This window comes from Actinoplanes sp. NPDC051861 (assembly GCF_040681145.1).
GTDB lineage: Bacteria > Actinomycetota > Actinomycetes > Mycobacteriales > Micromonosporaceae > Actinoplanes.
The window spans coordinates 250,383-272,704 of sequence record NZ_JBFAYE010000007.1 but is presented as its reverse complement, the minus strand read 5'-3'; the positions used below and the strand labels follow the sequence as shown (position 1 = coordinate 272,704).

The following is a 22,322-nucleotide window of genomic DNA, read 5'->3' as shown; positions in this document are numbered from 1 at the left end:
CTCACCACGACACCGGGCAGCTGCACGACCCGCACGGGGCGGACCGCGGCGGATCATCGTCGTCGAAGTACGCCTCCACCGCCGCGTACAGCGCCGCCGGATCGGCCGCCTCCACACTGGAACACCCGGTCTCCCGGCCGCGTACCGCCCGGAACCGCCCGTTGTTGGTCGCATAGGACACGCACCAGGCCGGCCCCAGCTCGGCACAGAGCGTCTCCCGAGCCTGCTCCGGATCCGATGGCCACGACCGGCGTCGATTCACCGGCCGCGCATTCCCCGATCGCCCGGCGCCAAACATCGCTGTCGGCGGGTGGGTCTATGTTGACGCCCATGAGTGAACGACCGACCCGCGTCCTGCTCGTTCCGGGGCGTGGCAAGGCCTATGACGAACACTGGTCGCGGCAGTGGGTCCGCGAGCACCCCGAGGTGTTCCGGTGGGCACCCGAGCCGCCCGGCCCGCCCTACATCCCGGACGAACGCGTCGCCGCCCTCGACGAGGCCCTGCGCGCCGGCGGCGAGCCCGCGGTCCTGGTCGCGCACAGCGCCGGGTGCATCACGGTCGCTCTCTGGGCCGACCAGCACGGCCACGAGCCGCACGCCGCCCTGGTCACCGCCGCGCTGCAGGTCACGCCGCCGGACGTGCGCGGGCGCCTGGACACACCGTGGAACCCGCTGCCGTTCCGCACCGTCGTCGTCGCCACCCGCAACGACCCGCACTCGAGCTTCGAGGCCGCCGAGATCAACGCGCGGGACTGGGGCGCCGAGCTGGTCGACGCCGGGTTGGCCGGCCACCTCGACTCCAAGACCGGCTTCGGGCCCTGGCCCCAGGGCGAGCGCCTGGTGCGGGCCCTGCGCGCCGGCAGGCCCCTGGAGCCCTACGACGGCTGACCGCCCACGTGGGTGAGCTTGTCGGGGTTCACCACGCCGTGCAGCGCCTGGATCCGCCCGCCGGTGATGTGCAGCTCCAGAACGCTGAGGACGTTGCCGCCGCGGTCGCGAAGGACCGCTCCGGGCCGGCCGTTCACCCAGGACGGCTGGACCCGGACACCCCGGGCGGCCGTGCGCCGGAACAGGTCGATGAGGAACCGGGCCACCTCGTCGCGGCCGGACAGGGGCGTGGCCAGGGCGGGTGCCTTGCCGCCGCCGTCACCGTACGAGGTGACCTCCGGCGCCAGCGTCTCCAGCAGCGCCTCCAGGTCACCGGTGGTGACCGCGGCGAAGAACCGGCGGGCCAGCTCGGCACCCTCGGACCTGCGCGCCGCCCCGGCGGGCAGGCGGGTGTGCGCGGCGATGCGGGCCCGCGAGCGGGCGAAGATCTGCCGGCAGTTGACCTCGGTCTTGCCGACGATCCCGGCCACCTCGGCGTGGGCGAAGCCGAACACCTCGTGGAGCATGAAGACGGCACGTTCGAGCGGGGTCAGGTTCTCCAGCAGGACCAGGAAGGCCATGGACAGCGAGTCCGCCAGCTCGGCGTGTTCGGCGGGGCCGGTGCCGTCGGCGGGCACGACCACGGGTTCGGGCAGCCAGTTGCCGACGTAGGTCTCGCGGCGTACCCGGGCCGAGCGCAGATGGTTCATGCCCAGCCGGGTGACCGTGGTCGTCAGATACGCCTTCGGGTCGAGGATCGTGGTGCCGTCGCGGCGGGCGCGGGCGGCACCGAGGAACGCGTCCTGCACGATGTCCTCGGCGTCACCCACCGAACCGGTCATGCCGTACGCGATGGAGAACAGCAGCGGGCGGTAAGCGGTGTCGTCCATGAGAGTCCTCCCCCTCCAGGAGCGGGCGCCGGGAACCGGGCCCGGCGCCCGCGAGACGCGTCAGCCGAACATGCCCACCCGGTAGTCGCCGGCCGGCTGCTGGACGATGACGTTGAGCCGGTTGAAGGCGTTGATCAGGGCGATGCCGGCGACCAGCGCCGCCAGCTGCTGCTCGTCGTAGTGCTTGCGCGCGTTCTCCCACACCTCGTCGGGAACGCCGCCGGCCGCGTCGGCGATGCGGGTGCCCTGCTCGGCCAGTTCCAGCGCGGCCCGTTCGGCGTCGGTGAAGACGGTGGCCTCCCGCCACGCCGCCACCAGGTTGAGCCGGACCGCGGTCTCGCCGGCGGCAGCGGCCTCCTTCGTGTGCATGTCCGTGCAGAATCCGCAGCCGTTGATCTGGCTGGCCCGCAGCCGGACCAGTTCCTGAGTCGCCAGCGGCAACGTCGACTCGGTGAGGATCTTCCCGGCGGCGCTCAACTGCTTGATCACCTTCATGGCGACGGCGTCGTCGAACGGGTTCAGCCTTGCTTCCATGGTGTGCTCCTAACCGGTTGTCGGTGTACGCCCCTCTAAGACACGCCGGCTCTGTTCAACGTGACATGTTCTGGTGTGAACTGGGCCATATGGCTGAGTGGATCGTCATGGTCGGGCTGCCGGCGTCGGGTAAGACCACGCGCGCCAAGGTGCTCGCGGAGCAGCATCGCGCGGTGCGGATCACCCCGGACGACTGGGTCATGCCGCTGTACGGGGAGCCGGGCGGCGGCGGCCGCCGCTACATCCTCGAAGGCCGGCTCGTCGACGTGGCCCTGCAGACGGTACGGCTCGGCACCAACGTGATCCTGGACTTCGGGTGCTGGACCCGCGACGAGAGGTCCGGGCTGCGCTGGCTGGCCCGTGACGCGGGAGTCGCGTGCCGGCTGATCTACCTGCCGCTGACCCGGGAGGAACAGCTGGCCCGGATGCGCGACCGGGACCGGGTGGACGGGGCGATCCGGGCGACGGCGCAGGACATCGAGCACCAGTGGAGCCTGTGGCAGCCACCGGAGGCGGCCGAGCTGAACGGCGGCGAGATCCCGGGGCCGCCGGACGGCTGGGGCAGCTGGTGGGAGTGGGTGCAGCAGCGCTGGCCGACGATCAGCCGAACAGCACCAGCACGTGCCACAGATATTTGACCAGCTGCAGGACGTCGGCGGGCGGCCCGAACCGGGCCCACACGTCCGAGGACCGGACGACGGATCGGGCCGCGCGGCCGACCAGGGCGGCGTCCAGGACCGGTCGCTGGTAACGGTCCGCGACGAAACGCGCGAAATCGTGGAGCTCGGGGGCGCGCAGCACGGCGGGGACGGCGCCCGCGGCGAGCGTGAAGCCGGGATGCCATCGCAGCGGGACGCCGAGGGAGGCCAGTTCGGCTTCGGTCGGCGTACCCCTGAAGGAAGGGTCGGCAACGACGGCCGTGACGTCGTCGCGAAGGGTGACGCCCCCGTGGACCTGGGCTTCGACATACCAGTCCATGGCACGTCCCGGGGCGAAAGGCGCCGGGCCGGACGTCCATTCCGCAAAGGCCTCGGTTCGTGCGGAGATCGTGGAGACCCAGTCGTCCGGGGCGGGGGACGAGACGGCCAGAGCGGAGCCGTAACGCGTGACATCGTCGAGCAGGGCCTGCCAGATCGCGCCGAACGCGGGCCACGTGCCGACAATCGACGGTTCCGTGTGACTGTCGCCGTGACTGAACGTGGCCCGCGAAGCCACCGCCGGGCGCAGCACGAGGTGACACGACCCGAACCGGGGCGCCGCACCGTCCGGATGCCCGCCGAGATTCAGCGCACCGTAGATCGGCCGCCCGACGTGGTCCGGGCCGAACATCTGCCGCTCCCAGCGTTCCCGCGCCCCGCCGATCGCCGCGTTCAGCCCGCCGTTGGAGATGCCCGTCTCGAACTGGGTGCGGTAGACGCCGTCCGCGGCCAGGCACGCCGCCACCGTGCGGCCGTCCGCGAGGAGCCGGTCCGGATGGAAGTTGACAGTGATGAGCGCCGGAACCGGGGGCGGCTCCGGCGCCGCGCTCACTTGGGCTCGATCGTGTTGGTCATCAGCAGCACCAGCAGCAGCGAGCCGAGCGCGACCCGGTAGAAGATGAAGATGCTGTAGGAGTGCTTGGAGACGAACTTCAGCAGCCACGTCACCGAGGCGTACGCGACCACGAAACTGACCACGGTCGCCACGATCGTGTTGGTCCAGCCGACCCCGCCGGAGATCCGGTCGTACTCGTCGATGCCCTGCAGCAGCGACGCGCCGGTCAGCGCCGGGATGGATAGGAAGAACGACAGCTTCGTGACGGTGACCCGGTCCAGGTCGCGCAGCAGGCCCGCGGACATCGTGGCACCGGAGCGGGAGATGCCCGGGATCAGCGCCATGCACTGCACGATGCCGATGATCAGCGTGTCCTTCCAGGCCACGTCCTTCTCGTTGCGGACCTGGGTGGCGGCGTGGTCGGCGAACGCCATGACGCCGCTCCACAGGATCAGCGCGCCGGCGACGAACCAGAGGCTGCGCAGGGTGGTTTCGATGGCGTCCTTGAACAGCAGCGCCGCGAACACGATCGGCAGCGAGCCGAGCAGCACCGCCCAGCCGAACCGGAAATCGGCGTGCTCCCGGGCCTCGGAGTTGAACAGGCCGCGGAAGAACGCCGGCACGACCCGGGCGATGTCCTTGCGCAGGAAAAGGATGGTGGCGAGAACCGCACCCGACTGGATGATCACCGTGAACGCGGTGATGTCCGGGTCGTCGATGGTGTGCCCGAACAGCTTCTCCAGGATCGTCAGGTGCCCGGTGCTGGAGACCGGGAGGAACTCGGTGATCCCCTCGACCGCCCCGAGGATCACCGCTTCGATGATGTTCATTTCGGTTGCCACTGTGCCCGCTTTCCCGTCGCCAGCCTGAGAGCATAGGTGGACGGATCAGGCGCGGTCACGGCGGGCACGGGCTGCCGCGATCGTGTACGCCGGGTCACGATCCAGGTTGTGACGGTCACGGTCGTAGCGGCGCGTGGTCCGCGGATCGGCGTGTCCCATCGCGTCCTGCACGTCCTCCAGGGGCACGCCCTCGGCCCGCGCGGTGGTCGCGAACGCGTGCCGCAGCGAGTGCGGCGACAGCTGCCCGGCGGCCTCGATCCCGGCCTCGCGGGCCAGTTTGCGCACGAGCCGGAACACCGAGTGCCGGTCGATGCGGGCCCGCGAGGCGGTCTGGAACAGCGGGCCGTCGTGCGCGCCGCGGATCGCCAGGTACTCGTCGAGGGCCGCACCGGCCGCCGGGGTCAGCGCACGCCGGCGGGGTTTGCCGCCCTTGCCGACGAACCGGACGGTGCGGTGCCCGCGTTCGGTGCCCAGATCGGCGAGGTCCAGGCTGACCACCTCGCCCACGCGCAGGCCGAGGTCGGCGAGCAGGGCGAGCACGGCGCGGTGGCGGACCGCGGCCGGCCCGGACGCCTGCCGCGCGGCGCCGAGCAGCGCGTCGACCTCGGCGGGGGTCAGGCCGATCGTCGAGGAGTGATCGCGGGAGACGTAGGGCCGGTCCGCGCCGCCGACCGGGTTGACGCCGACCGCCTGCAGTTTCAGCAGGAAGTCATACCAGCTGGAGACGCCGGAGAGCTTGCGCGCGACGGTCGCGGCCGCGAGGGGCCGGGCTTCCAGGCTTCTTGCGTACGCGTTGACGTCCAGAAACGACGCGTGCAACGGATCGACCGAACGTGCGGCACACCAGTGCAGCCACGACGCGACGTCACGCCGGTAGGCCTGGCGGGTGTGCTCGGAGAGCCGCCGGTTGGCCAGCCAGGCCTCGGTGAACCGGTCCGCCGGCCCACCGGCGGCCAGCTCACGCACGAGATGCGGCACGAGGGACATGCCGCCATTTTCTCAGCTTTCGATCACCTGTCCGTCCGCGACATGCCAGTGACGGGTATGTCCCACCGCATCGGCGAAGTACCGGTCGTGGCTGACGATCAGCAGCGTCCCCCGGTAGCGGCGCAGCGCCTCCTCGACGACGTCGAGGGCCTCGAAGTCGAGGAAGTTGGTCGGCTCGTCGAGCAGCAGGATCCGCTTCTCGGTGTTGACGACCACGGCCAGCAGCAGCCGGCGCAGCTCACCGGCGGACAGGTCACGCACCGGGGCGCTCCACTGCTCCGCCTCGAACTGGTGCCCGGCCAGGAGTTTCTCCGCGTCGTCGGCGTAGACCGGCACCCGGGCCCGGAAGAAGTCCAGCACGGTCGTGGCGGTCCGCAGCCCGTCGTCGGTCTGCGGCAGCACGGCAACGTCCGGGTGGCGCTCCTCGATCGCCCGCAGCAGCGTGGTCTTGCCCGACCCGTTGCGGCCGGTGATCAGGATCCGGTCGCCGCGGGTCACGTCCAGGTCGACCCGGTCGAGCAGCGTGCGCTCGCCGAACGCCACGGTCAGGTCCCGGACCTTCAGCACGATCTCGCGGTCGTCGCCGTCGTCACCGGGGAACGCGAGGGTCAGCGGCGGCCGGGTCCTCGGCTGGGCGATCCACTTCACCGACGCCATCTGCCGGCGCAGTCGTCTCTCCCGTACCTTCGCCTTGCGGGCGACCAACCGCGCCACCCGGCGCAGATGCGGCGCCTCGGCCCCCGACCGGACCGTGTTCTCCACGCCGCGCGCGTAACCCTTGGTGCGCTCGATGTCGGCCTCCCAGCGCAGCCGGTCCTTCTCCTGCGCCTCGAAATCGAGCAGCAGCTTCTCCCAGCGGCGCTGCTTCTCGGCGCGGTAGGCCGTGTAGCCGCCGCCCGGATAGTCCTGCGGCTGCTCGTCGATGCCGTCCAGCTCGATGATCCGGGTGGCGAACTCGTCCAGGAACGCCCGGTCGTGGCTGACCGCGATCACCCCGCCGCCGAAGTCGCGCAGCCACTGCCGCAGCCAGGCCGCGCCCTCGGCGTCCAGGTGGTTGGTCGGCTCGTCGAGCAGCAGCAGGTCCGGGCTCGCCAGCAGGGTGCGGGCCAGCAGCAGCCGGGCCTGTTCGCCGCCGCTGACCGCGGAGACCGGCAGTTCGTCGGCGAGATGCTCGATGTCGAGGCGCTGGCGGATCTCGGTGAGCCGGTTCTCCGCGTTCCACCCCTGCAGGGCGGTCCAGCGTTCCTGCACCACGCCGTACTCGTCGAGGACGTCGTCACCCACGGCCAGGCGGTGCTCCAGGCGGCGCAGCGTCGCGGTCACTTCCGCGAGCTCACCGAGGCCCGCGCTGAGGAAGGCACCGACGCTTCCGTCGGCCTCCGGCATTCTTTGGGGTACGAGAGACGCGCTCGTGCCGGCGGCGATGCTCACGCTGCCGGTGGTGGCCGCGAGCTCGCCGGCCAGCACCCGCAGCAGGGTGGTCTTGCCGGCGCCGTTGGGCCCGACGACACCGATCCGGTCGCCCGCTCCGAGGACCAGGTCGAGGCCGGAGAAGAGCAGGTCACCGTCGTGCGCGCGGCCGAGGCCGACGGCCTTGAGATGGGGGTTTCGAGGTAGCAGGACAGCCTCCGAGAGGACGACACCGACAGGGTCAAACCGAAGGTCGGGTGTCTCTCACATCGGGGCATGCACTCCTCGGGCCGGCGCCAGGTCTGCGACAACCCTGCCTCAGCGATCGGTGAGCCGCAACCGGATTTGATAGATCGGTTGACGATATATAGCGGCAGGCGTACTGTCCCGGGGCATGAATCGAGTCCTGACGTGACCACGGCGAACTGGCCGCGAACCGATCCGGCGCTCGAGCGGGCCTACCGGCGGCTCCTGCGCGCCTATCCCGGTTCCTACCGCCGCCGGCACGGCACCGAGATCGTCACGACCCTGCTGGAGATGGCCGAGCCGGGCCAGCAGCGACCGGGCCGCTCCGAGACCTGGCACCTGATCGCCAGCGGGATCCGGCAGCGGTTCCGCGTGCCCGCCCGGCCGCTCGCCCTGATCGCGGCGGTGCTGGCCCTGCTCGCCGGCGGCGGTCTCGGCGCGGCGGCCGGATCCTGGGTGTCCGAGCGCACGTTCGCCGACGTTCCCGGCCCGGAGCAGACCCTGGTGCTGGTGGGGACGCTGGTGCCGCCGCCCGGCGCGCAGGAGATGACGGCGCAGGGCGAGGACGGCACCCCGTGGTTCGGCGCCATGACGCGCGGCACCGCCCGGTCCCCCGGCATCGGGCAGTGGGACAGCGACGCGGCCCGCCAGCGGCTGGCCGCCGACGGCTGGCGACTCGGACCGGTCTCACATCCGCACAGCACCGCCCAGATACTCGACAAGGACGGCAAGCCCATGCAGGTCCTCTCCACCATGATCAGGTTCCAGGCGGAGCGCGACGGGGTGCGGATGCAGGTCACCGCGTACCTCGACCAGACCAGCGGCCGGGTCACCACCGAGCTCTGGGCCATCGGCAACGCGAGCCTGCTGCCGCTGATCGTGGCCGGCGCGCTGGCCGGGATGGCGGGCGGCTGGCTGTTCGCGGCGGCGGCGACACACCGCATGCGGCACACCGACCGGTCCCGCCGATGGGCGGCGGCCACTCTCGGCACGGCGGCGGCACTGAGCCTCGCACCGCCGGTGACGGCCTTCTACGGCAACGTGATCCGGGCCTTCGAGTTCGCGGGCGGCACCGACCCGGTCTTCACCGTGCACAGCGCACTGTCCCCGACGGCGCACTGGCCGTTCGGCGCCCCGTGGCTGAACCTCGCCGCCCTGACGGCCGGCCTCCTGCTCGCCACGACCATGCTGCTCATGCTGGCCCCCGCCCACCACGAGCCGGCCCCCGAACCCCGGCCGACAACGAACTGAGGAGGCGGACCCGCATGCAGGAACCCACGTTTCTCATCCTGACCGCGCTGGCCGCCCAGCCACTGCACGGCTACGGCATAGTCCAGTCCGTCCTGGACCTCTCCGCCGGCGACGTGCGACTACGCCCCGGCACCCTGTACGGCGCCCTGGACCGCCTGGCCGAACAGGGCCTGATCGAGGTGGACCGCGAGGAGGCCGTCGAGGGCCGCCTGCGCCGCTACTACCGCCTCAGCGACACCGGCGCCGCCGCCCTGACCACCGAGGTGGACCGCCTGCGCAAGAGAGCCGCGGCCGCCGAGGACCAGCTGCGCCGCCGCCCGGAAATCACACCGGGCCTGTCCGGAGCCTGACCCACCGTCCCCCCACTGGCGTCCCCCGCCACCGTCATCGCGGCTTGCGTCATCGCGGCCGGCGTCACCCCGCCCACCGTCATCCCGGGTGGCGTCCCCCGGCTTGCGTCACCCGCCCACCGTCATCGCGGGTGGCGTCCCCCGCCCACCGTCATCCCGGGTGGCGGCTCCAGGCCGGGCCGGTCCAGGCGCCGGCCCACCACGCGCCTCGCCATCAGACCGCCGGTTCCCGCGCCGAGCCGGACCCGGGGGCCGGCCCAGCGCTCGGGCTGTCACCAGGCGGCAGCTTCCCGCGCCGCGGCGGCCCGGCACGCTGGCCGTCACCAGGCGGCCGGTTCCCCGGGCCGTCACCAGGCGGCCGGTTCCCCGGGCCGTCACCAGGCGGCCGGTTCCCCGTGCCGGGCCGGTCCGGCAAGCGGGTCGCCATCAGGCCGCGGGCTCCCCTGCGGGGGCGGCCCAGCACGCGGGCCGTCATCACGCGGCCGCGGCGAGGCGCTGGCCCTGGGCGTCGGTGACGCCCAGCCGGGTCGTCATCGTGCTGCGGGCGGCGATCTGCGCGGCGTAAGCGGCACGGCGCCGGGCCACGCAACCGTCCTTGGCCGCGGGCGAGCCCTTCTGCTCCATGTGCGTGGTAAGGCCGTCACGCAGCAGGGCGAGTGCCTCGGTGCGCAGCTGCGACACGCGCGACTCGGTCACGCCGAGTTCGGCGGCCACCTCGGAGAGCGGGCGCTCCTGCAGGAACGACGCCTCCACCACGAACCGCAGCCGCTCCGGCAGCACGGTGACCGCGTCGTGCAGGTAGCCGAGCCGCTCACGGTGCAGCAGCAACTCCTCCGGGTTCATCGAGGTGTCGGTGACCAGGTCCTCGGCCGTACCGGCGGCGAAACCCTGCAAGGAGAGCACCGCGGCGCGCTGCACGTCGTCGTCCACGCTGCTCAGCTCGCTGACCGCCACACCGAGCAGCTCGGCCAGCTCGTCGGCGGTCGGCGTGCGGCCCAGCTGACGCGTCAGCTCCTCACGGGCCACGTCAGCGCGCCGGGCCCGGGCCCGCACCGAGCGGCTCGCCCAGTCCATGCTGCGCAACTCGTCGAGCAGCGCCCCGCGCACCCGGACAGCGGCGAACCGGCCGAACGGGATACCGCGCTCCGCGTCGAACGACTGTGCCGCGGTGACCAGAGCGGCATACCCGGCCGAGGCGAGATCGTCGCGGTGCACGTGCGGCGGAACCTTGAAGAGCATCTCGCGGACCATGTGGCCGACCAGCGCCATGTTCTCGCGGATCAGGTCCTCCTGCGCGCGGGTGGTCGCGGCCTTCGGCCGGACGGTCGTCGTCATCTTCGGTTCCCCCCTGTGTCGGCTGACAGGGGGAACTTTTCGCTGCGTCGGGTGCAGCCGAAGGCCACTCTCGGTTGCCGCTCGGTTGCACTGAGAAATTTTCCTCAAGTGCCGCCGACCGCCCCTCAGGACATCAGCCACCCCTTGTCGACGGCCAGCCGGACCGCCTCGGCCCGCGTCCGCGCCCCGGTCTTCCCGATCGCCGCGGACAGATGATTGCGGATGGTCCCCTCGGAAAGTCGCAGCTCACGAGCTATGTCAGCGACCGTCCCGCCGTCCTGGGCGGCTCGCAGAACATCGGTCTCCCGGTCGGTCAGCGGCGAGTCACCGTGAGCCAGGCTCTGCGCGGCCAGGGCCGGGTCGACCACCCGCAGTCCCTGGTGCACCCGGCGAACCGCATCAGCGAGCTGCCGGGCGGGCGTGTCCTTGACGACGAAGCCACCGGCGCCCGCGGCCATCGCCTGCCGAAGATAACCGGCCCGCCCGAACGTGGTCACCATCAACACCCGGGTCGCCGGCACCTCAGCACGCAGCAGCCGGGCCGCGGCGATCCCGTCCAGGCCGGGCATCTGCACATCGAGCAGCGCGACATCCGGCTCGTGCATCCGGGCGGCGTCGAGCACCTCGTCACCCCGGCCGACCTCAGCGACCACGGTCAGGTCGGCCTCCAGGTCGAGCAGCGCAGCCATCGCGCCCCGAACCAGAGCCTGATCGTCGGCCAGCAACAACCTGATCACCGAGGCACCTCCATATGCACACAGAACCCCGGAGCTCCCTCACGCCGGCCCGCGGTCAGCGTCGCCCCCACCTCCTCAGCCCGCTTCCGCAGCCCGTCCAGCCCCTGCCCGTTCCCCGCCAGCCGCCGACCCTCGCCGTGTGCAACGCCGCCGTCTGCAACGCCGCCGTGTGCAACGCCGCCGTCCGGACCGCCGGCCTCGCTCCCGGCGGTCCGGGCGCCCGCTTCCTCGATCGCGCCTCCCGGGCCGTCGTCCGAGATCTCCACGCTGTGCGGTCTCAGCGTGATCGTCGCCCTCTGTGCCCGGCTGTGGCGGACGATGTTCGTGACCGCCTCCCGGATCGTCCAGGCGAACAGCTCACGGTTGCGGGTCGGCACCTCGTCGGCCGCGCTGGGCAGGTCCGCCTCGACGTTGGCGGCTGCCAGGGCCTCCTTCGCCGCTGCTATCTCGCCCGGCAGGGAGATGCCCCGCATGCCGAGCGCGGTCGCCCGGACGTCGGCGAGGGCGTCGCGGGCCAGGGATTCGAGGTCGTTGAGTTCGGAGCGGGCGCGGGTCAGGTCGACGTCGAGCAGGCGCTGGGCCAGTTCGGCCTTGACCGCGACCACGGTCAGCGAGTGGCCGAGGATGTCGTGCAGGTCGGCGGCGATGCGGGCGCGCTCGTCGGCGACCGCGAGGGCGGCCAGGTCCTGCTGGGCCTGCAGGAGGCGGCGCTGGCGGTCCAGGGCCAGGCGGATCCCGCCGGTAGCCAGCGCGCCGAGCACGATCGCCAGGCTGTAGCCGTGGCCCGCAGTACGCCAGCCGGGCATGAGTCGCAACAGCAGCTCGGCGATGACGACCAGCACCACCGCGACGGCGATGCCCTGCCGCCGGGGCAGGCCCATCATCGCGGTGGCGGCCATGTAGACGAGGCAGGTAAGCGCATGCGGGCCCGCGCCGGGGACCTGAACGACGGCCAGCACCAGCATGGCGGCCACGGCGGCCCAGACCAGCGGATCGGTGCGCTCGGCCTCGGCGGCCAGGCGCCGGCCCCGCATGTGGCCGAGGACCAGGATGTAGACGGCGACGAAACCGGCCAGCGCGGCGAGCCCGGAGGTGCGCTGCCAGCCGGGGGTGTGGTGCAGCAGGGCGTTGAGGTTCTCACTGAGGTAGGACAGCCAGACCGCGCCGAACACCCAGCCCCAGCGGGGGTTGACGATCGGGTGCCCGGGCGTGGTCATGGCCATGGCTCCATTACACCCGTGCCGTGTCGCGGCGGAAGCGCCACATCGCGCCGGCGGCGAACACCGCGGTCCAGGCGAGCACGTTGACCACGGCGATCCACAGGGTGCCGTCCTGGACCAGCGGGTAGCGGGCTATCTCGCCCACGCCGTAGACCGGGGTGAACTTGGCGATGGTGGCGAACGTGGAGCCGAGCTGGTCGGCCGGGACGAACAGGCCGCCGGCGAAGGAGAGCAGTGCCAGGACCGGGCCGAGGATCTGCATGACGTTCTCGCTGGGCAGCAGGTAGCCCATGAATAGCCCGAACGCGGCGAACACGAGCGAGCAGGCCCAGGCGAGCAACCCGGAGCCGATCCAGCCCTCGACGGGCAGCTCGGCGCCGCTGAACGCGCCCACGGCGAACGCGACGGCCACCGAGACCGCGCCGATCACCATCGCGAGGATGACCTTGATGAGGACGTAGGTGGCGGGCTTGAGCGGGGTGAGCCGCAGCTGGCGGCTCCAGCCGGCGGCGCGCTCGATGGAGACCATGGCGCCGCCGGACGTGGTGGCGAGCATGGCGCCGTAGACGGCCATGCTGATCAGCACGTATCCGGTCACGTTGCCGTCGCCCACCCGTTCGGTCCGGTAGGCCGCGCTCGTGCCGAACAGCAGGAAGAAGGCCGCCGGCATGACCAGCGTGAAGATGACGGTGCGCTTGTTGCGCAGCATGCGGCGCAGTTCCAGGCCGAGCACTCCGATGATCATTTCTCGTCCGCCGTGAGGGTCAGGAACGCGTCCTCCAGGTTCCGGGAGGTGATCTCCAGGTCCCGGGCGGGCGTTGCGGTGAGCAGGTGACGGGCGATCGCGTCGGTGTCACGCCCGTGCAGGTAGATGGTGTCGCCACGGACCTCGGCGTCCTCGGCGCCGGGGACCGCGCGCCACTCGAACTGCCCGGCGCCGGGCAGCGTGGCCCGAACCGTGCGGCCGGAGGCGAGGGCCTTGACCTCCGAGGCGGTGCCGTCGGCGACGATCCGGCCGCGGCGCACGAACACCACGCGGTCGGCGTAGGAATCGGCCTCCTCCAGGTAGTGGGTGGCGAACACGACGGTCCGGCCGCCCTGGGCGTCCTGCCGGATCGCGTTCCAGAACTCGTGCCGGCCGCCGACGTCCATTCCGGTCGTCGGCTCGTCCAGGATCAGCAGCTCCGGGTCGGGCAGCAGCGCCATCGCGAACCGCAGCCGCTGCTGCTGCCCGCCGGAGCACTTGCCCACCAGTCGGTTGCCGATGTCGGCGATCCCGGCGCGCTCCAGCGCCCGGGTCGCCTCCTCGCGGTCGCGGCCGAACAGCACGGCGGTCAGCCGCACGGTCTCGGCGACGGTGTAGTCCTTGAGCAGCCCCCCGGACTGCATCACGGCGGACACCAGGCCCCGGGCGACCGCCTCGTGCGGCGGCCGCCCGTACACCTGGACCTGCCCGGCGTCGGGCCGGGACAGGCCCAGCAGCATGTCGATGGTGGTGGTCTTGCCGGCGCCGTTGGGCCCCAGCAGGGCGACCACCTCGCCGGGCCGGATGCGCAGGTCGAGCCCGTCCACGGCGGTGACCGTGCCGAAACGCTTGACCACGCTGTCCAGGACCACGGCGTCGACGGCCGTGGTGTCGGGTGTGACGGTGGTGATGGTCATGCCCTCATCGTGACCGCGTCGACGGCCGTGGATCTGGGCTGTGCGTCACCGTCGCGCCATGACATGTGTCAGGGCGTCATGGATGCCAGGCGGCCCGGCGGCGCTGCATGTCCTCGATCTGTTCCGGGGTGAGGGTGGCCATCAGCTCCTGCCGGCGGCGGGTCATCGTCTCGCGTTCCTCGTCGGTGAGCGACGCGCTGAGCTCGGCCCGGCGCCGCGACATCTCGGCCAGTTGCTCGGGAGTCAGTGGGGTTTCCACGGCGATCATCTCCTCGATCAGGGTGATCAGGTCGGAAGGGGTGGGATCGGTCAGCCTGTCCAGGGCGGACTGCAGGCGCGAGCGCAGCCGGACGGATCTGCGGATGCGCTCGTCGAGGGCGTCCCTCTGGTTGAGCAGAACCTCGTGCAGGTCGACGCCCCGCGCGGCCAGGGCGTGCCGAATGTCGGTCAGGCCGAGCCCGAAGCCGCGCAGGACGAGGATCGCGTGCAGGCGCCGGACGTCCGCACCGGTGTAACAGCGATGGCCGCCGCTGGTGCGCGACGACGGCTTGAGCAGGCCGATCCGGTCGTAGTGGTGCAGTGTCCGCACGGTCACGCCGGTGACGTGCGCCAGCCGGCCGATGCGCCACTGCTGCTCGTCGCTGCTCATGGAAAAGACGCTAAGCCCTGCCCTTGGGGCAGGTTCAAGCCCGAAGAGAGAGGAAAAAACTCAGCCCTGAAGGCGGCGCCCCCGGGGCCCGAGCGGCACCTCCGACATGTCAACGGTCTGCGACGTGATCCGCTTGAACCCGTACCCGCGCGACGACATCCACTCCGCCGCCTTCGCCTCCGCCCGCGCGGTCACCTGCGGGATGTCCCTCTCGTCGGAGACCTCCTCGGCGAAGCGGAACGTGAAGAACGGCCGCGCTGCCAGGTCGTACGTCAAATGCCCGGAAGGCGTGTACGCCACCGCGAGGATGTCGGCGTGCTGGTCACCAGCAGCGATCAACTCGGCCTTCTGGGCGTCGGAGAGGTTGTCGAAGGATCCGCGGACCGTGACCCGGATCGTGCGTTGACTGTTCACGGCGCCCAGTATCAGCACGCGACCCCGGACCCGGACAGCCAATTACAGGAAGGAACGGGCACCCCGCAGCCGGACCCGCAGCACCCGATCCGCCCGCGAAGTGATCAACCGCAGGTCAGGCGGCCGGTTCAGTCCGAGCGCCGCGAGCGACGCGGCCGGGATCAACGACGGGTCGAGGCCGTCGCGGCGGGCCACCAGCACACCCAGGTCATACCGGCTCAGAGCGTCGGCACCCGCCACGTTCAGCACCCCGCGGTAATCGCTGCCGGCCAGCTCGAGCAGCGCGTCGGCGAGATCGTCGACGTGGACCGGTTTGCGGATCTCGTCGGTGAACAGCGCCCCCGAGACCCGCCCGGCGATCAGGTCACGGGTGAGGATCTCGTGCGCGCCGTTGCCGTCACCCAGAATCAGCGAGGTCCGGACCACGGCGGCCGACGGCAGGATCGCCCGCACCGCGGTCTCGGCGGCCGCCTTGGCAGCGCCGTAGGCATAGACCGGATCCGGCAGCGCCTCCTCGTCATACTCCCCCAGCCGCCCGGAGAACACGGCGTCGCTGGAGACGTGCACCATCCGTACCCCTGCTTGAAAGGCCGCAACCGCGACGTGGGCCGCACCGTCGGCAGTGGCCGGCCAATCGTTGCGGTCGCGCCCCGCGGCCGCGTGGATCACCGCGTCGGGCCGCACCGAGGCCAGCACCCGCCGGACGTCGCCGGGGTCCCGGATGTCGAGGCGAACCGCTGACGAGAGCGAGGCACCGACCGGCTCCCAGCCCGCGGCCGCCGCTCGGGCGACGACACGGCGGCCCAGGGAGCCGGTCGCTCCAGTGATCAACACACGTCCGGTCACGCGGAGAACTTTATGCGCAGCGCCACATCGCGCACGGTGCCGTGGAACACCGCCCAGGTGGCCGCCGCGGCGACGAGCGTGACCGCGAGGATCACCGCGAGGTCGGTGGTGCCGGCGCGCAGGAACGGCACGAGGCTGAAGAACCCGTTGAAACCGCCGGTGACCAGCAGCACCACGGCGGCGAAAGGCACCGTCACGACGATGCCGTTGGCCTCCCAGCGGTAGATGCCTGCGCCGATCACCGCACCGGCCAGGAGCCACATCAAAAGCATGCTGAGGTACGTTACGAAGATCACCGGATAGTCGGACGCGGACTCGTAGACCCGGTGGTCCTGCAGTTTCTGCGGCCAGTCGAAGGCGCTGTACAGCGCGGTCTCGCCGGCGTAGACCAGCGTGATCAGCGCGGCCAGGGTGAGCGCCGAGAGGCCGAGATACGCCGGGTACTGCGCGAGGAACTCCCGGCGGGTCCGGCCGTGCACCAGCACGGTGCCCAGGGTGGTGGTGGCGCTGGTGCCGTACGCCAGCGCCAGCCAGCACAGCACCTGCGCGGCGACGTCGACGGTGCTGATGCTGATGTTGGACAGGAGCGCGACGGTGGTCAGCAGCACGCCGCAGGCCGCGTAGAACCCGACCAGGATGAGGATCAGGAAGATGTAGTGGGTGCTGAGCAGGTATCGGGTGATCGGCCAGCGGTTCACGCCACACCTCCGGTCAGGTGGATGAACAGGTCCTGCAGGGCGACCGGGCCGAGTTCCAGCCCGTGCGTACGAGCGGCACGCACACTGTCCTCCGCGAGCGTCCCGTACACCATCACCCGCTTCGTCGGCCCGAGCCGCTCCTCGCCGAGCACGGTCAGCCCGAACACGAAGTCGTCGACGACCGCGGACGGCCCGGTCACCGACACGCCCCGGCTGCGCAGCTCGTCGAGCTCCTCGTGCAGCATCACCCTGCCCTCGTGCAGGATCAGCACCCGCTCGAACACCGGGCTCTGCTCCTCGATCAGGTGTGTGGAGATCACGAAGGTGCGCTGGGTGGCGACGTAGTCGCGCAGCAGCTCGTCGAGGAACAGCCGCCGGGTCGGCGCGTCCATGCCCAGGTGCGCCTCGTCGAACATGGTCAGCGGCGCCCGCGACGCCAGCCCGACGACCACGCCGAAGGCGGAGCGCTGCCCCCGTGACAGCGCTCCGAGGCTCTTCTTGCGCGGCAGGGCGAAGCGTTCCAGGAGCTCCTCGGCGTACTTGTCGTCCCAGCCGGGCCGCAGCATCCGGGCCATGTCGAGGACGTCGCGCAGGTTGTCGGTGCTGTCACCGACACCGCCGCCCTCGGTGATCAGGCAGATCCGGGTGGTGTTGCGCGGGTTCTCGAAGACCGGCTCGCCGCCGAGGCGCACGCTGCCGGCCGACGGCTTGCGGAACCCGGCGACGGCGGACAGCAGCGTGGTCTTGCCGGCTCCGTTGCGGCCCAGCAGCCCGTAGATCTTGCCGCCGGGCAGGTCGAGAGCGATGTCGTGCAGGGCGACGGTGTCGCCGTAGCGCACCTGCAGATCGGATATCTGGATCGAGGGGGTCATCGGGCTGCTCCCGGGTCGGTCAGCTGGTGGATGCGGGCCACGAGGTCGGCCGCGGGGATCTCCAGGTCCCGGGCCTCGGCGACCATCGGCTCCAGCACGTCGGCGAAGAAGCGCTCGCGGCGCTGCTCGCGCAGCCGCTGCCGGGCGCCGGGGTTGACGAACATCCCGACGCCGCGCCGCTTGTAGATCACTTCCTCGTCGACGAGGTGCTGGAAGGCCTTGGCCGCGGTCGCCGGGTTGATCCGGTAATACGCCGCGTACTGATTCGTGGACATCACCTGCTCGTCGTCGCCGAGCACGCCGCGGAGCACATCGGCCTTGATCTGGTCGGCGATCTGCCGGTAGATCGGGCTGCGGTCGTCGAACATGGTGACACCCGCTTCCTCGGTTCATTACTCTACTAATGAACCGTAGAGGTGCCGCGCAACTGTCGCAACCGCGACCTTCGACGCGGGCAGCAGCGGCAGCCGTACATCCGGGGTCGGAATGCGACCCGCCGCATGCAACGCCGCCTTGACCACCGCGGGGTTGGGCTCGGCGAACAGCGCCGCCGACAGCTTCGCGAGCCGGTGACCCAGCGGCCGGGCCCGCGCCACGTCACCCGCCTGCCAGGCCGCGACGAGCTCGGCGAAGGCCGCGGTCGCCAGGTGCGCGGAGGCCAGGATCCCGCCGGTCGCGCCCAGCGCCAGCATCGGCGACAGCAGCACGTCGTCGCCGCACAGCACGTCGAAGTCCGCCGGCACGTCGGAGAGAAACGAGATCAGCTCGGCGTCGACGGCGCCGGCCGCGTACTTCACGCCGATCACCCCGTCGATCGCGGCGATCCGGCGCAGCGTGCCCGCCGACAGCGGCTGAGCGGTCCGGTACGGCACGTGATAGATCACCAGCGGCACCGGGCTGCCCGCGGCGAGCTGCTCGAAATACGCCACCACACCGTCCTCGCCGGGCCGCACAAACGGCGGGACCAGCGTCAGCGCGGCACTCGCCCGATCCGGAACGGCCCTCAGCTGCTCCGGCGAGTTCGCCCCGGCCAGCAGCGGCGCACCCAACCCGGCCAGCACGGCGAGGACCTCTGCGCGCTCGCCGGCGCTGAGCGCCGCCGGCTCACCCGTCGTTCCCAGGGCCACCAGACCGGCGGCGCCGGCTTCGAGCAGATCAAAGGCCAACTTCTCGAGTACGCCGAAAGCGATCTCGCCGTTGTCGTTGTAGGGAGTGATCAGCGGAACCCAGACACCGTTCATGGTCCTCACGCTGCCCCGCGCGCACCCTAAGTTCCAGTTCCGATTTCTGAGGCAAACCGTAAGCTCAGCTGATGCTCGATGTGCGGCGCCTCCGACTGCTGCGTGACCTCGACCGGCTCGGCACCATCGCCGCCGTCGCCGCCGCGCACACCTACACACCCTCGGCCGTCTCCCAGCAGCTCGCCGCACTGGAACGCGAGGCCGGCGTCGCGCTGCTGGAACGCACCGGCCGGCGGGTCACGTTCACCCCGGCCGGGCAGGTCCTGGCCCGCCACGCCGAGACCGTGCTGGCCGCTCTGGAGGAGGCCGGCGCCGCTCTGGCCGCCGTGCGCAGCGGGCCCGCCGGGCCGTTACGGATCGGCGCGTACCCCAGTGCGATGCGTGCCGTGCTGCCCGCCGCCCTGGTCGCCCTCGGCCGCGACCACCCGGCCCTGGAGCTGATGGTGACCGAACTCGACCCGGCCGCGGTGCCGGCCGCGCTGCGCGAGCGGCGCCTGGACGCCGGGCTGGTCAACGACTACGACATCGCGCCGGCGCCCGCCGACACCGACCTGGACACGGTGCCGCTGCTCGACGAGACGGTCCACCTCGCGGTCCCGTCCTCGGTGCCGGCGGCGACGATCGCCGACCTGCGCGACCAGCCGTGGATCCTGGCGAGCCCGGGAACCCTCTGCCACGAGGTGACCCTGCGGGTCTGCCGGGCGGCGGGCTACACCCCACGGGTACGCCACCACGCCGACGACTTCACCGCCGTGCTCGCCCTGGTCGCGGCCGGGCAGGGCGTGTCACTCGTACCCGAGATCGCCGCGGGCCGGCCGCCCGGGAGCCTGCGGCTGATCACCGCGCCGACCCGCCGCCGCACCCGGATCGCGTTCCGCCGCGGCACCGGTGGCCATCCCGCGATCGCCGCCCTGATCACCGCGTTGCGTACCTCTCAACTCGGGCCCGCCGGGGCCGATCTCCAGGTTGCCGAGGTTCCGTTCGGGCACCCGGCCCCTAAGGAGCCTCAGACATGAAGAACCTGACCATCGGACGGCGCCTCGGCGCCGGTTTCCTCGTGGTCGTCCTCGCGATGGTCGCGCTCGTCGTGTACGGCGTGACCCAGGTCAACAAGATCGACGGGAAGCTCGACGTCATCAACGACGTCAACGCCGTCAAGCAGCGCTACGCGATCAACTTCCGGGGCAGCGTCCACGACCGGGCCATCGCCATCCGCGACCTCGTGCACGCCGCCTCGGACGCCGAGGTCGCCGACGAGAAAGCCCTGATCGCCAAGCTCGCCGCCAAGTACGCCGACTCCGACACCAAGATGAACGAGATCTTCGGCGACCCGTCGAAGGTCCACGACGCGGAGAAGGCCGCCCTCGCCGACATCAACAAGGTGCAGGCGCAGACCCTCCCGCTGATCGAGCAGATCACCGAACTGCGCGAGGCCGGCAAGATCAAGCAGGCGACCGAGGTACTCAACGCCGAGGCCAAGCCGGCCTTCGTCGAGTGGCTGCGGGTCATCAACGTCTTCATCGACATGGAGGAGGCGCAGAACAAGGCCGAGACCGCCACCGCCCGGGAGGTCGCCGACGGCTTCCTCACGGTGATGGGCCTGCTGCTGCTGGCCGCGATCGCCGTCGCCGTCGCGGTGGCCTGGCGGGTCACCCGCAGCATCACCCGCCCGCTCGGCGAGGCCGTCGAGGTGATGGCCGCCGTCGCCGGCGGCGACCTGACCCGCCGCCTGGACGTGCGCACCGGCTGCGAGGTCGGCCAGATGGGCACGTCGGTCAACGCCGCGCTCGAGTCGATCGGCGCCGCGATGAGCGAGCTCAACACCGGCGCGCAGACCCTGACCACCGCCACCGAGCGGATGGGCCGGCTCTCCTCCCAGCTCGCCGACGGCGCCCAGCAGTCGTCCGAGCAGGCCGACCTGGTCGCCGCGTCCGCCGACGAGGTGTCGCGCAACGTGCACACCGTCGCCGCCGGCTCCGAGGAGATGGGCGCGTCCATCCGGGAGATCTCGCACAGCGCCAACGAGGCGGCCACGGTCGCCGGCAAGGCGGTCACCGCCGTGCAGACCACCACGGCCTCGGTGTCGCGTCTCGGCGAGTCCAGCCGCGAGATCGGCGACGTCGTCAAGACCATCACCAGCATCGCCGAGCAGACCAACCTGCTCGCGCTCAACGCCACCATCGAGGCCGCCCGCGCCGGCGAGCAGGGCAAGGGCTTCGCGGTCGTCGCCGGCGAGGTCAAGGACCTGGCCCAGGAGACCGCCCGCGCCACCGAGGACATCGCCCGCCGCGTGCAGGCCATCCAGGCCGACACCCAGGGCGCCATCTCGGCGATCTCCCAGGTGGCCGAGGTGATCGAGCAGATCAACTCGTACCAGACCACGATCGCGTCGGCGGTGGAGGAGCAGACCGCCACCACCAACGAGATCAACCGCAGCGTGGCCGAGGCGGCCGGCGGCTCCACCACCATCGCCTCGAACATCGGCAGCGTGGCGGCGGTCGCCCGCACCACCACCGACCTGGTCAACCAGTCCGAGCAGGCGGTCGGCGAACTGCACCAGGTCAGCGGCGAGCTGCGGACGCTGGTGTCCCGGTTCCGCTTCTGAGCAACGGATCAACCGCGGCGGGGTGGGTGCTTCCGGCACCCACCCCGCTTCGCGTCCCGGGTCACGAGGATCTCAGGGCGGCGGCGACCGCGTCGCGGACGGCGGCGTCGGAGGGTGTCGGCAGGCCCCGCTCCGAGGCGAGCTCCCGCAGGGACGTCATCGCCACATCGTCCAGGCTGCACGCGACGAACTGCCGGAAGACGGCCAGGTCGGCGTCCACGTTCAGAGCGAAACCGTGCGTCGTGACACCGCCGCGGATCCGCATGCCGATCGAGACGATCTTGCGGTGATCCGGGGTCCAGACGCCGACCAGGCTCGGTGAGCCCGGCGGTGTGTCGCGGCGTTCCACCGGGAAGCCGAGTGATTCCAGGGCGGTGATCAGGCCGTTCTCCAGCCAGCGAACGACATCGGCCGGGCCGCCCCAGCTGCGCAGATCCATCACCAGGTAGCCGACGAGCTGTCCGGGGCCGTGGTAGGTGGCGTTACCGCCCCTGTCGACCAGCGCGGTGGGGATGCTGGACAGCGTGCCCGGCAGGTCGTCCGGCGGAGTTCGCCGCCCGTAGGTGATCACCGGTGGGTGGCTGAGCAGGAAGAGACGGTCGGGGGCGGTACCGGCCCGGCGTTCGTCGGCCCAGCCGGCCATCCGCCGGATCGCCGACTCGTAGTCCACTTCGCCCAGGTCCACCCGCTGCAGATCGATCACCGCCCCATTCTCGCGCTCACCATGACTCAGTAGTGGTGGGCCAGGTGCACCACGAGCGCCGCCACCACGGTCACGAAGAAGACCGCCCAGCCGAGCAGGTTCCGCGATCCGACCCGCAGGTGCGCGATCAGCGCCCCGGTGAAGTACAGGACCAGCCCGGCCGCGGCGAGGGTGCCCACCAGCGGCACGGCGAACCCGGCGAGCAGCCCGAGCGAACCGGCCGCCAGCAACAGCCCGAGCACCGGCACCCACGAGCGCGGGATCCGTTTCAGGTCGGCCTGGGCCTTCGGGTACTCGTGCCCGATCAGATAGGTGACAGCCGCGCTACCGGTGAGGAACGCGGCGAGGACGGTGACGGTGGCATAAGCAGCGAACATGCCATCAGGACGGCGCATCCCATCGATTTGTGACGGCTGCTCGCGTGAAGAAG

Annotated in this window: 27 protein-coding genes; 6 read left to right on the top strand and 21 right to left on the bottom strand. The window is 71.5% G+C overall.

Features of this window, described 5'->3' with window-relative positions:
- Position 1: 1 nt before the first annotated feature.
- A complete protein-coding gene (locus AB0M02_RS21810; RefSeq protein WP_364229379.1) occupies positions 2-262 on the bottom strand; it encodes a hypothetical protein in 261 nt (86 codons plus the stop codon).
- 68 nt (positions 263-330) lie between these two features.
- Between AB0M02_RS21810 and AB0M02_RS21805 the strand changes: the two genes are divergently transcribed.
- Entirely contained in the window at positions 331-888 is a 558-nt protein-coding gene (locus tag AB0M02_RS21805; protein WP_364229377.1) for an alpha/beta hydrolase, read from the top strand.
- On the opposite strand, the gene sigJ is transcribed toward AB0M02_RS21805, so the two are convergent.
- Together sigJ and AB0M02_RS21795 are read right to left on the bottom strand one after the other, a co-directional pair.
- Positions 876-1,757 carry an RNA polymerase sigma factor SigJ gene (gene sigJ / locus AB0M02_RS21800; RefSeq protein WP_364229375.1) on the bottom strand — a complete coding sequence of 294 codons (882 nt, stop codon included), beginning with the start codon at positions 1,755-1,757 and terminating at the stop codon, positions 876-878. The genes AB0M02_RS21805 and sigJ overlap by 13 nt on opposite strands.
- 60 nt (positions 1,758-1,817) lie before the next feature.
- Positions 1,818-2,291, bottom strand: a complete 474-nt coding sequence (locus tag AB0M02_RS21795; RefSeq protein ID WP_364229374.1) for a carboxymuconolactone decarboxylase family protein — start codon at positions 2,289-2,291, stop codon at positions 1,818-1,820.
- An 89-nt stretch (positions 2,292-2,380) separates the two neighbouring features.
- Here AB0M02_RS21795 and AB0M02_RS21790 point away from each other — a divergent pair, with 89 nt between their 5' ends.
- Entirely contained in the window at positions 2,381-2,929 is a 549-nt protein-coding gene (locus AB0M02_RS21790; RefSeq protein ID WP_364229373.1) for an ATP-binding protein, read from the top strand.
- On the opposite strand, the gene AB0M02_RS21785 is transcribed toward AB0M02_RS21790, so the two are convergent.
- The 4 genes from AB0M02_RS21785 to AB0M02_RS21770 are packed head-to-tail and all read right to left on the bottom strand — an operon-like array spanning position 2,892 to position 7,192.
- On the bottom strand, positions 2,892-3,821 hold the full coding sequence (locus AB0M02_RS21785; RefSeq protein ID WP_364229371.1) for a DUF3626 domain-containing protein: 930 nt from the start codon (positions 3,819-3,821) through the stop codon (positions 2,892-2,894). The two genes, AB0M02_RS21790 and AB0M02_RS21785, sit on opposite strands and share 38 nt — an antisense overlap.
- The gene (locus AB0M02_RS21780; RefSeq protein WP_364229370.1) at positions 3,818-4,654 is read right to left on the bottom strand and encodes an undecaprenyl-diphosphate phosphatase; all 837 of its coding nucleotides are present in this window, start codon (positions 4,652-4,654) and stop codon (positions 3,818-3,820) included. Before AB0M02_RS21780 ends, AB0M02_RS21785 begins: the two co-directional genes overlap by 4 nt.
- A gap of 57 nt (positions 4,655-4,711) precedes the next feature.
- Positions 4,712-5,653, bottom strand: coding sequence for a tyrosine-type recombinase/integrase (locus AB0M02_RS21775; RefSeq protein WP_364229368.1), 942 nt, complete (start codon positions 5,651-5,653; stop codon positions 4,712-4,714).
- 12 nt (positions 5,654-5,665) lie between these two features.
- Entirely contained in the window at positions 5,666-7,192 is a 1,527-nt protein-coding gene (locus tag AB0M02_RS21770; protein ID WP_364229547.1) for an ABC-F family ATP-binding cassette domain-containing protein, read from the bottom strand.
- Between the two features lie 282 nt (positions 7,193-7,474).
- Between AB0M02_RS21770 and AB0M02_RS21765 the strand changes: the two genes are divergently transcribed.
- Positions 7,475-8,560 carry a hypothetical protein gene (locus tag AB0M02_RS21765; protein ID WP_364229367.1) on the top strand — a complete coding sequence of 362 codons (1,086 nt, stop codon included), beginning with the start codon at positions 7,475-7,477 and terminating at the stop codon, positions 8,558-8,560.
- Positions 8,561-8,574: 14 nt separating this feature from the next.
- On the top strand, positions 8,575-8,910 hold the full coding sequence (locus AB0M02_RS21760) for a PadR family transcriptional regulator (protein WP_364229366.1): 336 nt from the start codon (positions 8,575-8,577) through the stop codon (positions 8,908-8,910).
- 474 nt (positions 8,911-9,384) lie between these two features.
- Here the strand turns inward: AB0M02_RS21760 and AB0M02_RS21755 are convergent, their stop codons facing one another.
- The 12 genes from AB0M02_RS21755 to AB0M02_RS21700 all read right to left on the bottom strand — a co-directional run bounded on the left by AB0M02_RS21755 (position 9,385) and on the right by AB0M02_RS21700 (position 18,584).
- Entirely contained in the window at positions 9,385-10,245 is an 861-nt protein-coding gene (locus tag AB0M02_RS21755; RefSeq protein WP_364229364.1) for a sigma-70 family RNA polymerase sigma factor, read from the bottom strand.
- 125 nt (positions 10,246-10,370) lie between these two features.
- Complete coding sequence (locus AB0M02_RS21750) at positions 10,371-10,982, bottom strand: response regulator transcription factor (protein ID WP_364229362.1); 612 nt, start codon at positions 10,980-10,982, stop codon at positions 10,371-10,373.
- Positions 10,979-12,199, bottom strand: coding sequence for a histidine kinase (locus AB0M02_RS21745; RefSeq protein ID WP_364229360.1), 1,221 nt, complete (start codon positions 12,197-12,199; stop codon positions 10,979-10,981). Before AB0M02_RS21745 ends, AB0M02_RS21750 begins: the two co-directional genes overlap by 4 nt.
- A 13-nt stretch (positions 12,200-12,212) precedes the next feature.
- Positions 12,213-12,947 (bottom strand): ABC transporter permease, encoded by a 735-nt coding sequence (locus AB0M02_RS21740; RefSeq protein WP_364229359.1) that lies wholly within the window; start codon positions 12,945-12,947, stop codon positions 12,213-12,215.
- The gene (locus tag AB0M02_RS21735) at positions 12,944-13,864 is read right to left on the bottom strand and encodes an ABC transporter ATP-binding protein (RefSeq protein ID WP_364229357.1); all 921 of its coding nucleotides are present in this window, start codon (positions 13,862-13,864) and stop codon (positions 12,944-12,946) included. Before AB0M02_RS21735 ends, AB0M02_RS21740 begins: the two co-directional genes overlap by 4 nt.
- Before the next feature lie 76 nt (positions 13,865-13,940).
- On the bottom strand, positions 13,941-14,513 hold the full coding sequence (locus AB0M02_RS21730) for a MerR family transcriptional regulator (protein ID WP_364229355.1): 573 nt from the start codon (positions 14,511-14,513) through the stop codon (positions 13,941-13,943).
- Between the two features lie 60 nt (positions 14,514-14,573).
- Complete coding sequence (locus AB0M02_RS21725; protein WP_364229353.1) at positions 14,574-14,927, bottom strand: DUF6204 family protein; 354 nt, start codon at positions 14,925-14,927, stop codon at positions 14,574-14,576.
- Positions 14,928-14,969: 42 nt separating this feature from the next.
- Positions 14,970-15,773, bottom strand: a complete 804-nt coding sequence (locus AB0M02_RS21720) for a sugar nucleotide-binding protein (protein WP_364229352.1) — start codon at positions 15,771-15,773, stop codon at positions 14,970-14,972.
- The gene (locus tag AB0M02_RS21715; RefSeq protein ID WP_364229350.1) at positions 15,770-16,471 is read right to left on the bottom strand and encodes a hypothetical protein; all 702 of its coding nucleotides are present in this window, start codon (positions 16,469-16,471) and stop codon (positions 15,770-15,772) included. Before AB0M02_RS21715 ends, AB0M02_RS21720 begins: the two co-directional genes overlap by 4 nt.
- Entirely contained in the window at positions 16,468-17,343 is an 876-nt protein-coding gene (locus AB0M02_RS21710; RefSeq protein WP_364229348.1) for an ABC transporter ATP-binding protein, read from the bottom strand. The genes AB0M02_RS21715 and AB0M02_RS21710 overlap by 4 nt, the downstream gene beginning before the upstream one ends.
- The gene (locus AB0M02_RS21705; protein ID WP_364229346.1) at positions 17,340-17,711 is read right to left on the bottom strand and encodes a GntR family transcriptional regulator; all 372 of its coding nucleotides are present in this window, start codon (positions 17,709-17,711) and stop codon (positions 17,340-17,342) included. The genes AB0M02_RS21710 and AB0M02_RS21705 overlap by 4 nt, the downstream gene beginning before the upstream one ends.
- A gap of 24 nt (positions 17,712-17,735) precedes the next feature.
- Positions 17,736-18,584, bottom strand: coding sequence for a dihydrodipicolinate synthase family protein (locus AB0M02_RS21700; RefSeq protein WP_364229344.1), 849 nt, complete (start codon positions 18,582-18,584; stop codon positions 17,736-17,738).
- Positions 18,585-18,655: 71 nt separating this feature from the next.
- Here AB0M02_RS21700 and AB0M02_RS21695 point away from each other — a divergent pair, with 71 nt between their 5' ends.
- Together AB0M02_RS21695 and AB0M02_RS21690 are read left to right on the top strand one after the other, a co-directional pair.
- Positions 18,656-19,600 carry a LysR family transcriptional regulator gene (locus AB0M02_RS21695; RefSeq protein ID WP_364229342.1) on the top strand — a complete coding sequence of 315 codons (945 nt, stop codon included), beginning with the start codon at positions 18,656-18,658 and terminating at the stop codon, positions 19,598-19,600.
- Entirely contained in the window at positions 19,597-21,189 is a 1,593-nt protein-coding gene (locus AB0M02_RS21690) for a methyl-accepting chemotaxis protein (RefSeq protein WP_364229340.1), read from the top strand. The genes AB0M02_RS21695 and AB0M02_RS21690 overlap by 4 nt, the downstream gene beginning before the upstream one ends.
- A 61-nt stretch (positions 21,190-21,250) precedes the next feature.
- Here AB0M02_RS21690 and lipB read toward each other — a convergent pair whose 3' ends face one another.
- Together lipB and AB0M02_RS21680 are read right to left on the bottom strand one after the other, a co-directional pair.
- On the bottom strand, positions 21,251-21,892 hold the full coding sequence (gene lipB, locus AB0M02_RS21685) for a lipoyl(octanoyl) transferase LipB (protein WP_364229338.1): 642 nt from the start codon (positions 21,890-21,892) through the stop codon (positions 21,251-21,253).
- 26 nt (positions 21,893-21,918) lie between these two features.
- Complete coding sequence (locus AB0M02_RS21680) at positions 21,919-22,269, bottom strand: DoxX family protein (RefSeq protein ID WP_364229336.1); 351 nt, start codon at positions 22,267-22,269, stop codon at positions 21,919-21,921.
- Between the last annotated feature and the right edge of the window lie 53 nt (positions 22,270-22,322).

Coding starts and splice junctions, on each gene's coding strand:
- AB0M02_RS21805 (WP_364229377.1), top strand. CDS start 331: ATGAGTGAACGACCGACCCGCGTCCTGCTCGTTCCGGGGCGTGGCAAG.
- sigJ (WP_364229375.1), bottom strand. CDS start 1,757: ATGGACGACACCGCTTACCGCCCGCTGCTGTTCTCCATCGCGTACGGC.
- AB0M02_RS21795 (WP_364229374.1), bottom strand. CDS start 2,291: ATGGAAGCAAGGCTGAACCCGTTCGACGACGCCGTCGCCATGAAGGTG.
- AB0M02_RS21790 (WP_364229373.1), top strand. CDS start 2,381: ATGGCTGAGTGGATCGTCATGGTCGGGCTGCCGGCGTCGGGTAAGACC.
- AB0M02_RS21780 (WP_364229370.1), bottom strand. CDS start 4,654: ATGAACATCATCGAAGCGGTGATCCTCGGGGCGGTCGAGGGGATCACC.
- AB0M02_RS21775 (WP_364229368.1), bottom strand. CDS start 5,653: ATGTCCCTCGTGCCGCATCTCGTGCGTGAGCTGGCCGCCGGTGGGCCG.
- AB0M02_RS21760 (WP_364229366.1), top strand. CDS start 8,575: ATGCAGGAACCCACGTTTCTCATCCTGACCGCGCTGGCCGCCCAGCCA.
- AB0M02_RS21755 (WP_364229364.1), bottom strand. CDS start 10,245: ATGACGACGACCGTCCGGCCGAAGGCCGCGACCACCCGCGCGCAGGAG.
- AB0M02_RS21745 (WP_364229360.1), bottom strand. CDS start 12,199: ATGACCACGCCCGGGCACCCGATCGTCAACCCCCGCTGGGGCTGGGTG.
- AB0M02_RS21740 (WP_364229359.1), bottom strand. CDS start 12,947: ATGATCATCGGAGTGCTCGGCCTGGAACTGCGCCGCATGCTGCGCAAC.
- AB0M02_RS21735 (WP_364229357.1), bottom strand. CDS start 13,864: ATGACCATCACCACCGTCACACCCGACACCACGGCCGTCGACGCCGTG.
- AB0M02_RS21730 (WP_364229355.1), bottom strand. CDS start 14,513: ATGAGCAGCGACGAGCAGCAGTGGCGCATCGGCCGGCTGGCGCACGTC.
- AB0M02_RS21710 (WP_364229348.1), bottom strand. CDS start 17,343: ATGACCCCCTCGATCCAGATATCCGATCTGCAGGTGCGCTACGGCGAC.
- AB0M02_RS21705 (WP_364229346.1), bottom strand. CDS start 17,711: ATGTTCGACGACCGCAGCCCGATCTACCGGCAGATCGCCGACCAGATC.
- AB0M02_RS21700 (WP_364229344.1), bottom strand. CDS start 18,584: ATGAACGGTGTCTGGGTTCCGCTGATCACTCCCTACAACGACAACGGC.
- AB0M02_RS21695 (WP_364229342.1), top strand. CDS start 18,656: ATGCTCGATGTGCGGCGCCTCCGACTGCTGCGTGACCTCGACCGGCTC.
- AB0M02_RS21690 (WP_364229340.1), top strand. CDS start 19,597: ATGAAGAACCTGACCATCGGACGGCGCCTCGGCGCCGGTTTCCTCGTG.
- AB0M02_RS21680 (WP_364229336.1), bottom strand. CDS start 22,269: ATGTTCGCTGCTTATGCCACCGTCACCGTCCTCGCCGCGTTCCTCACC.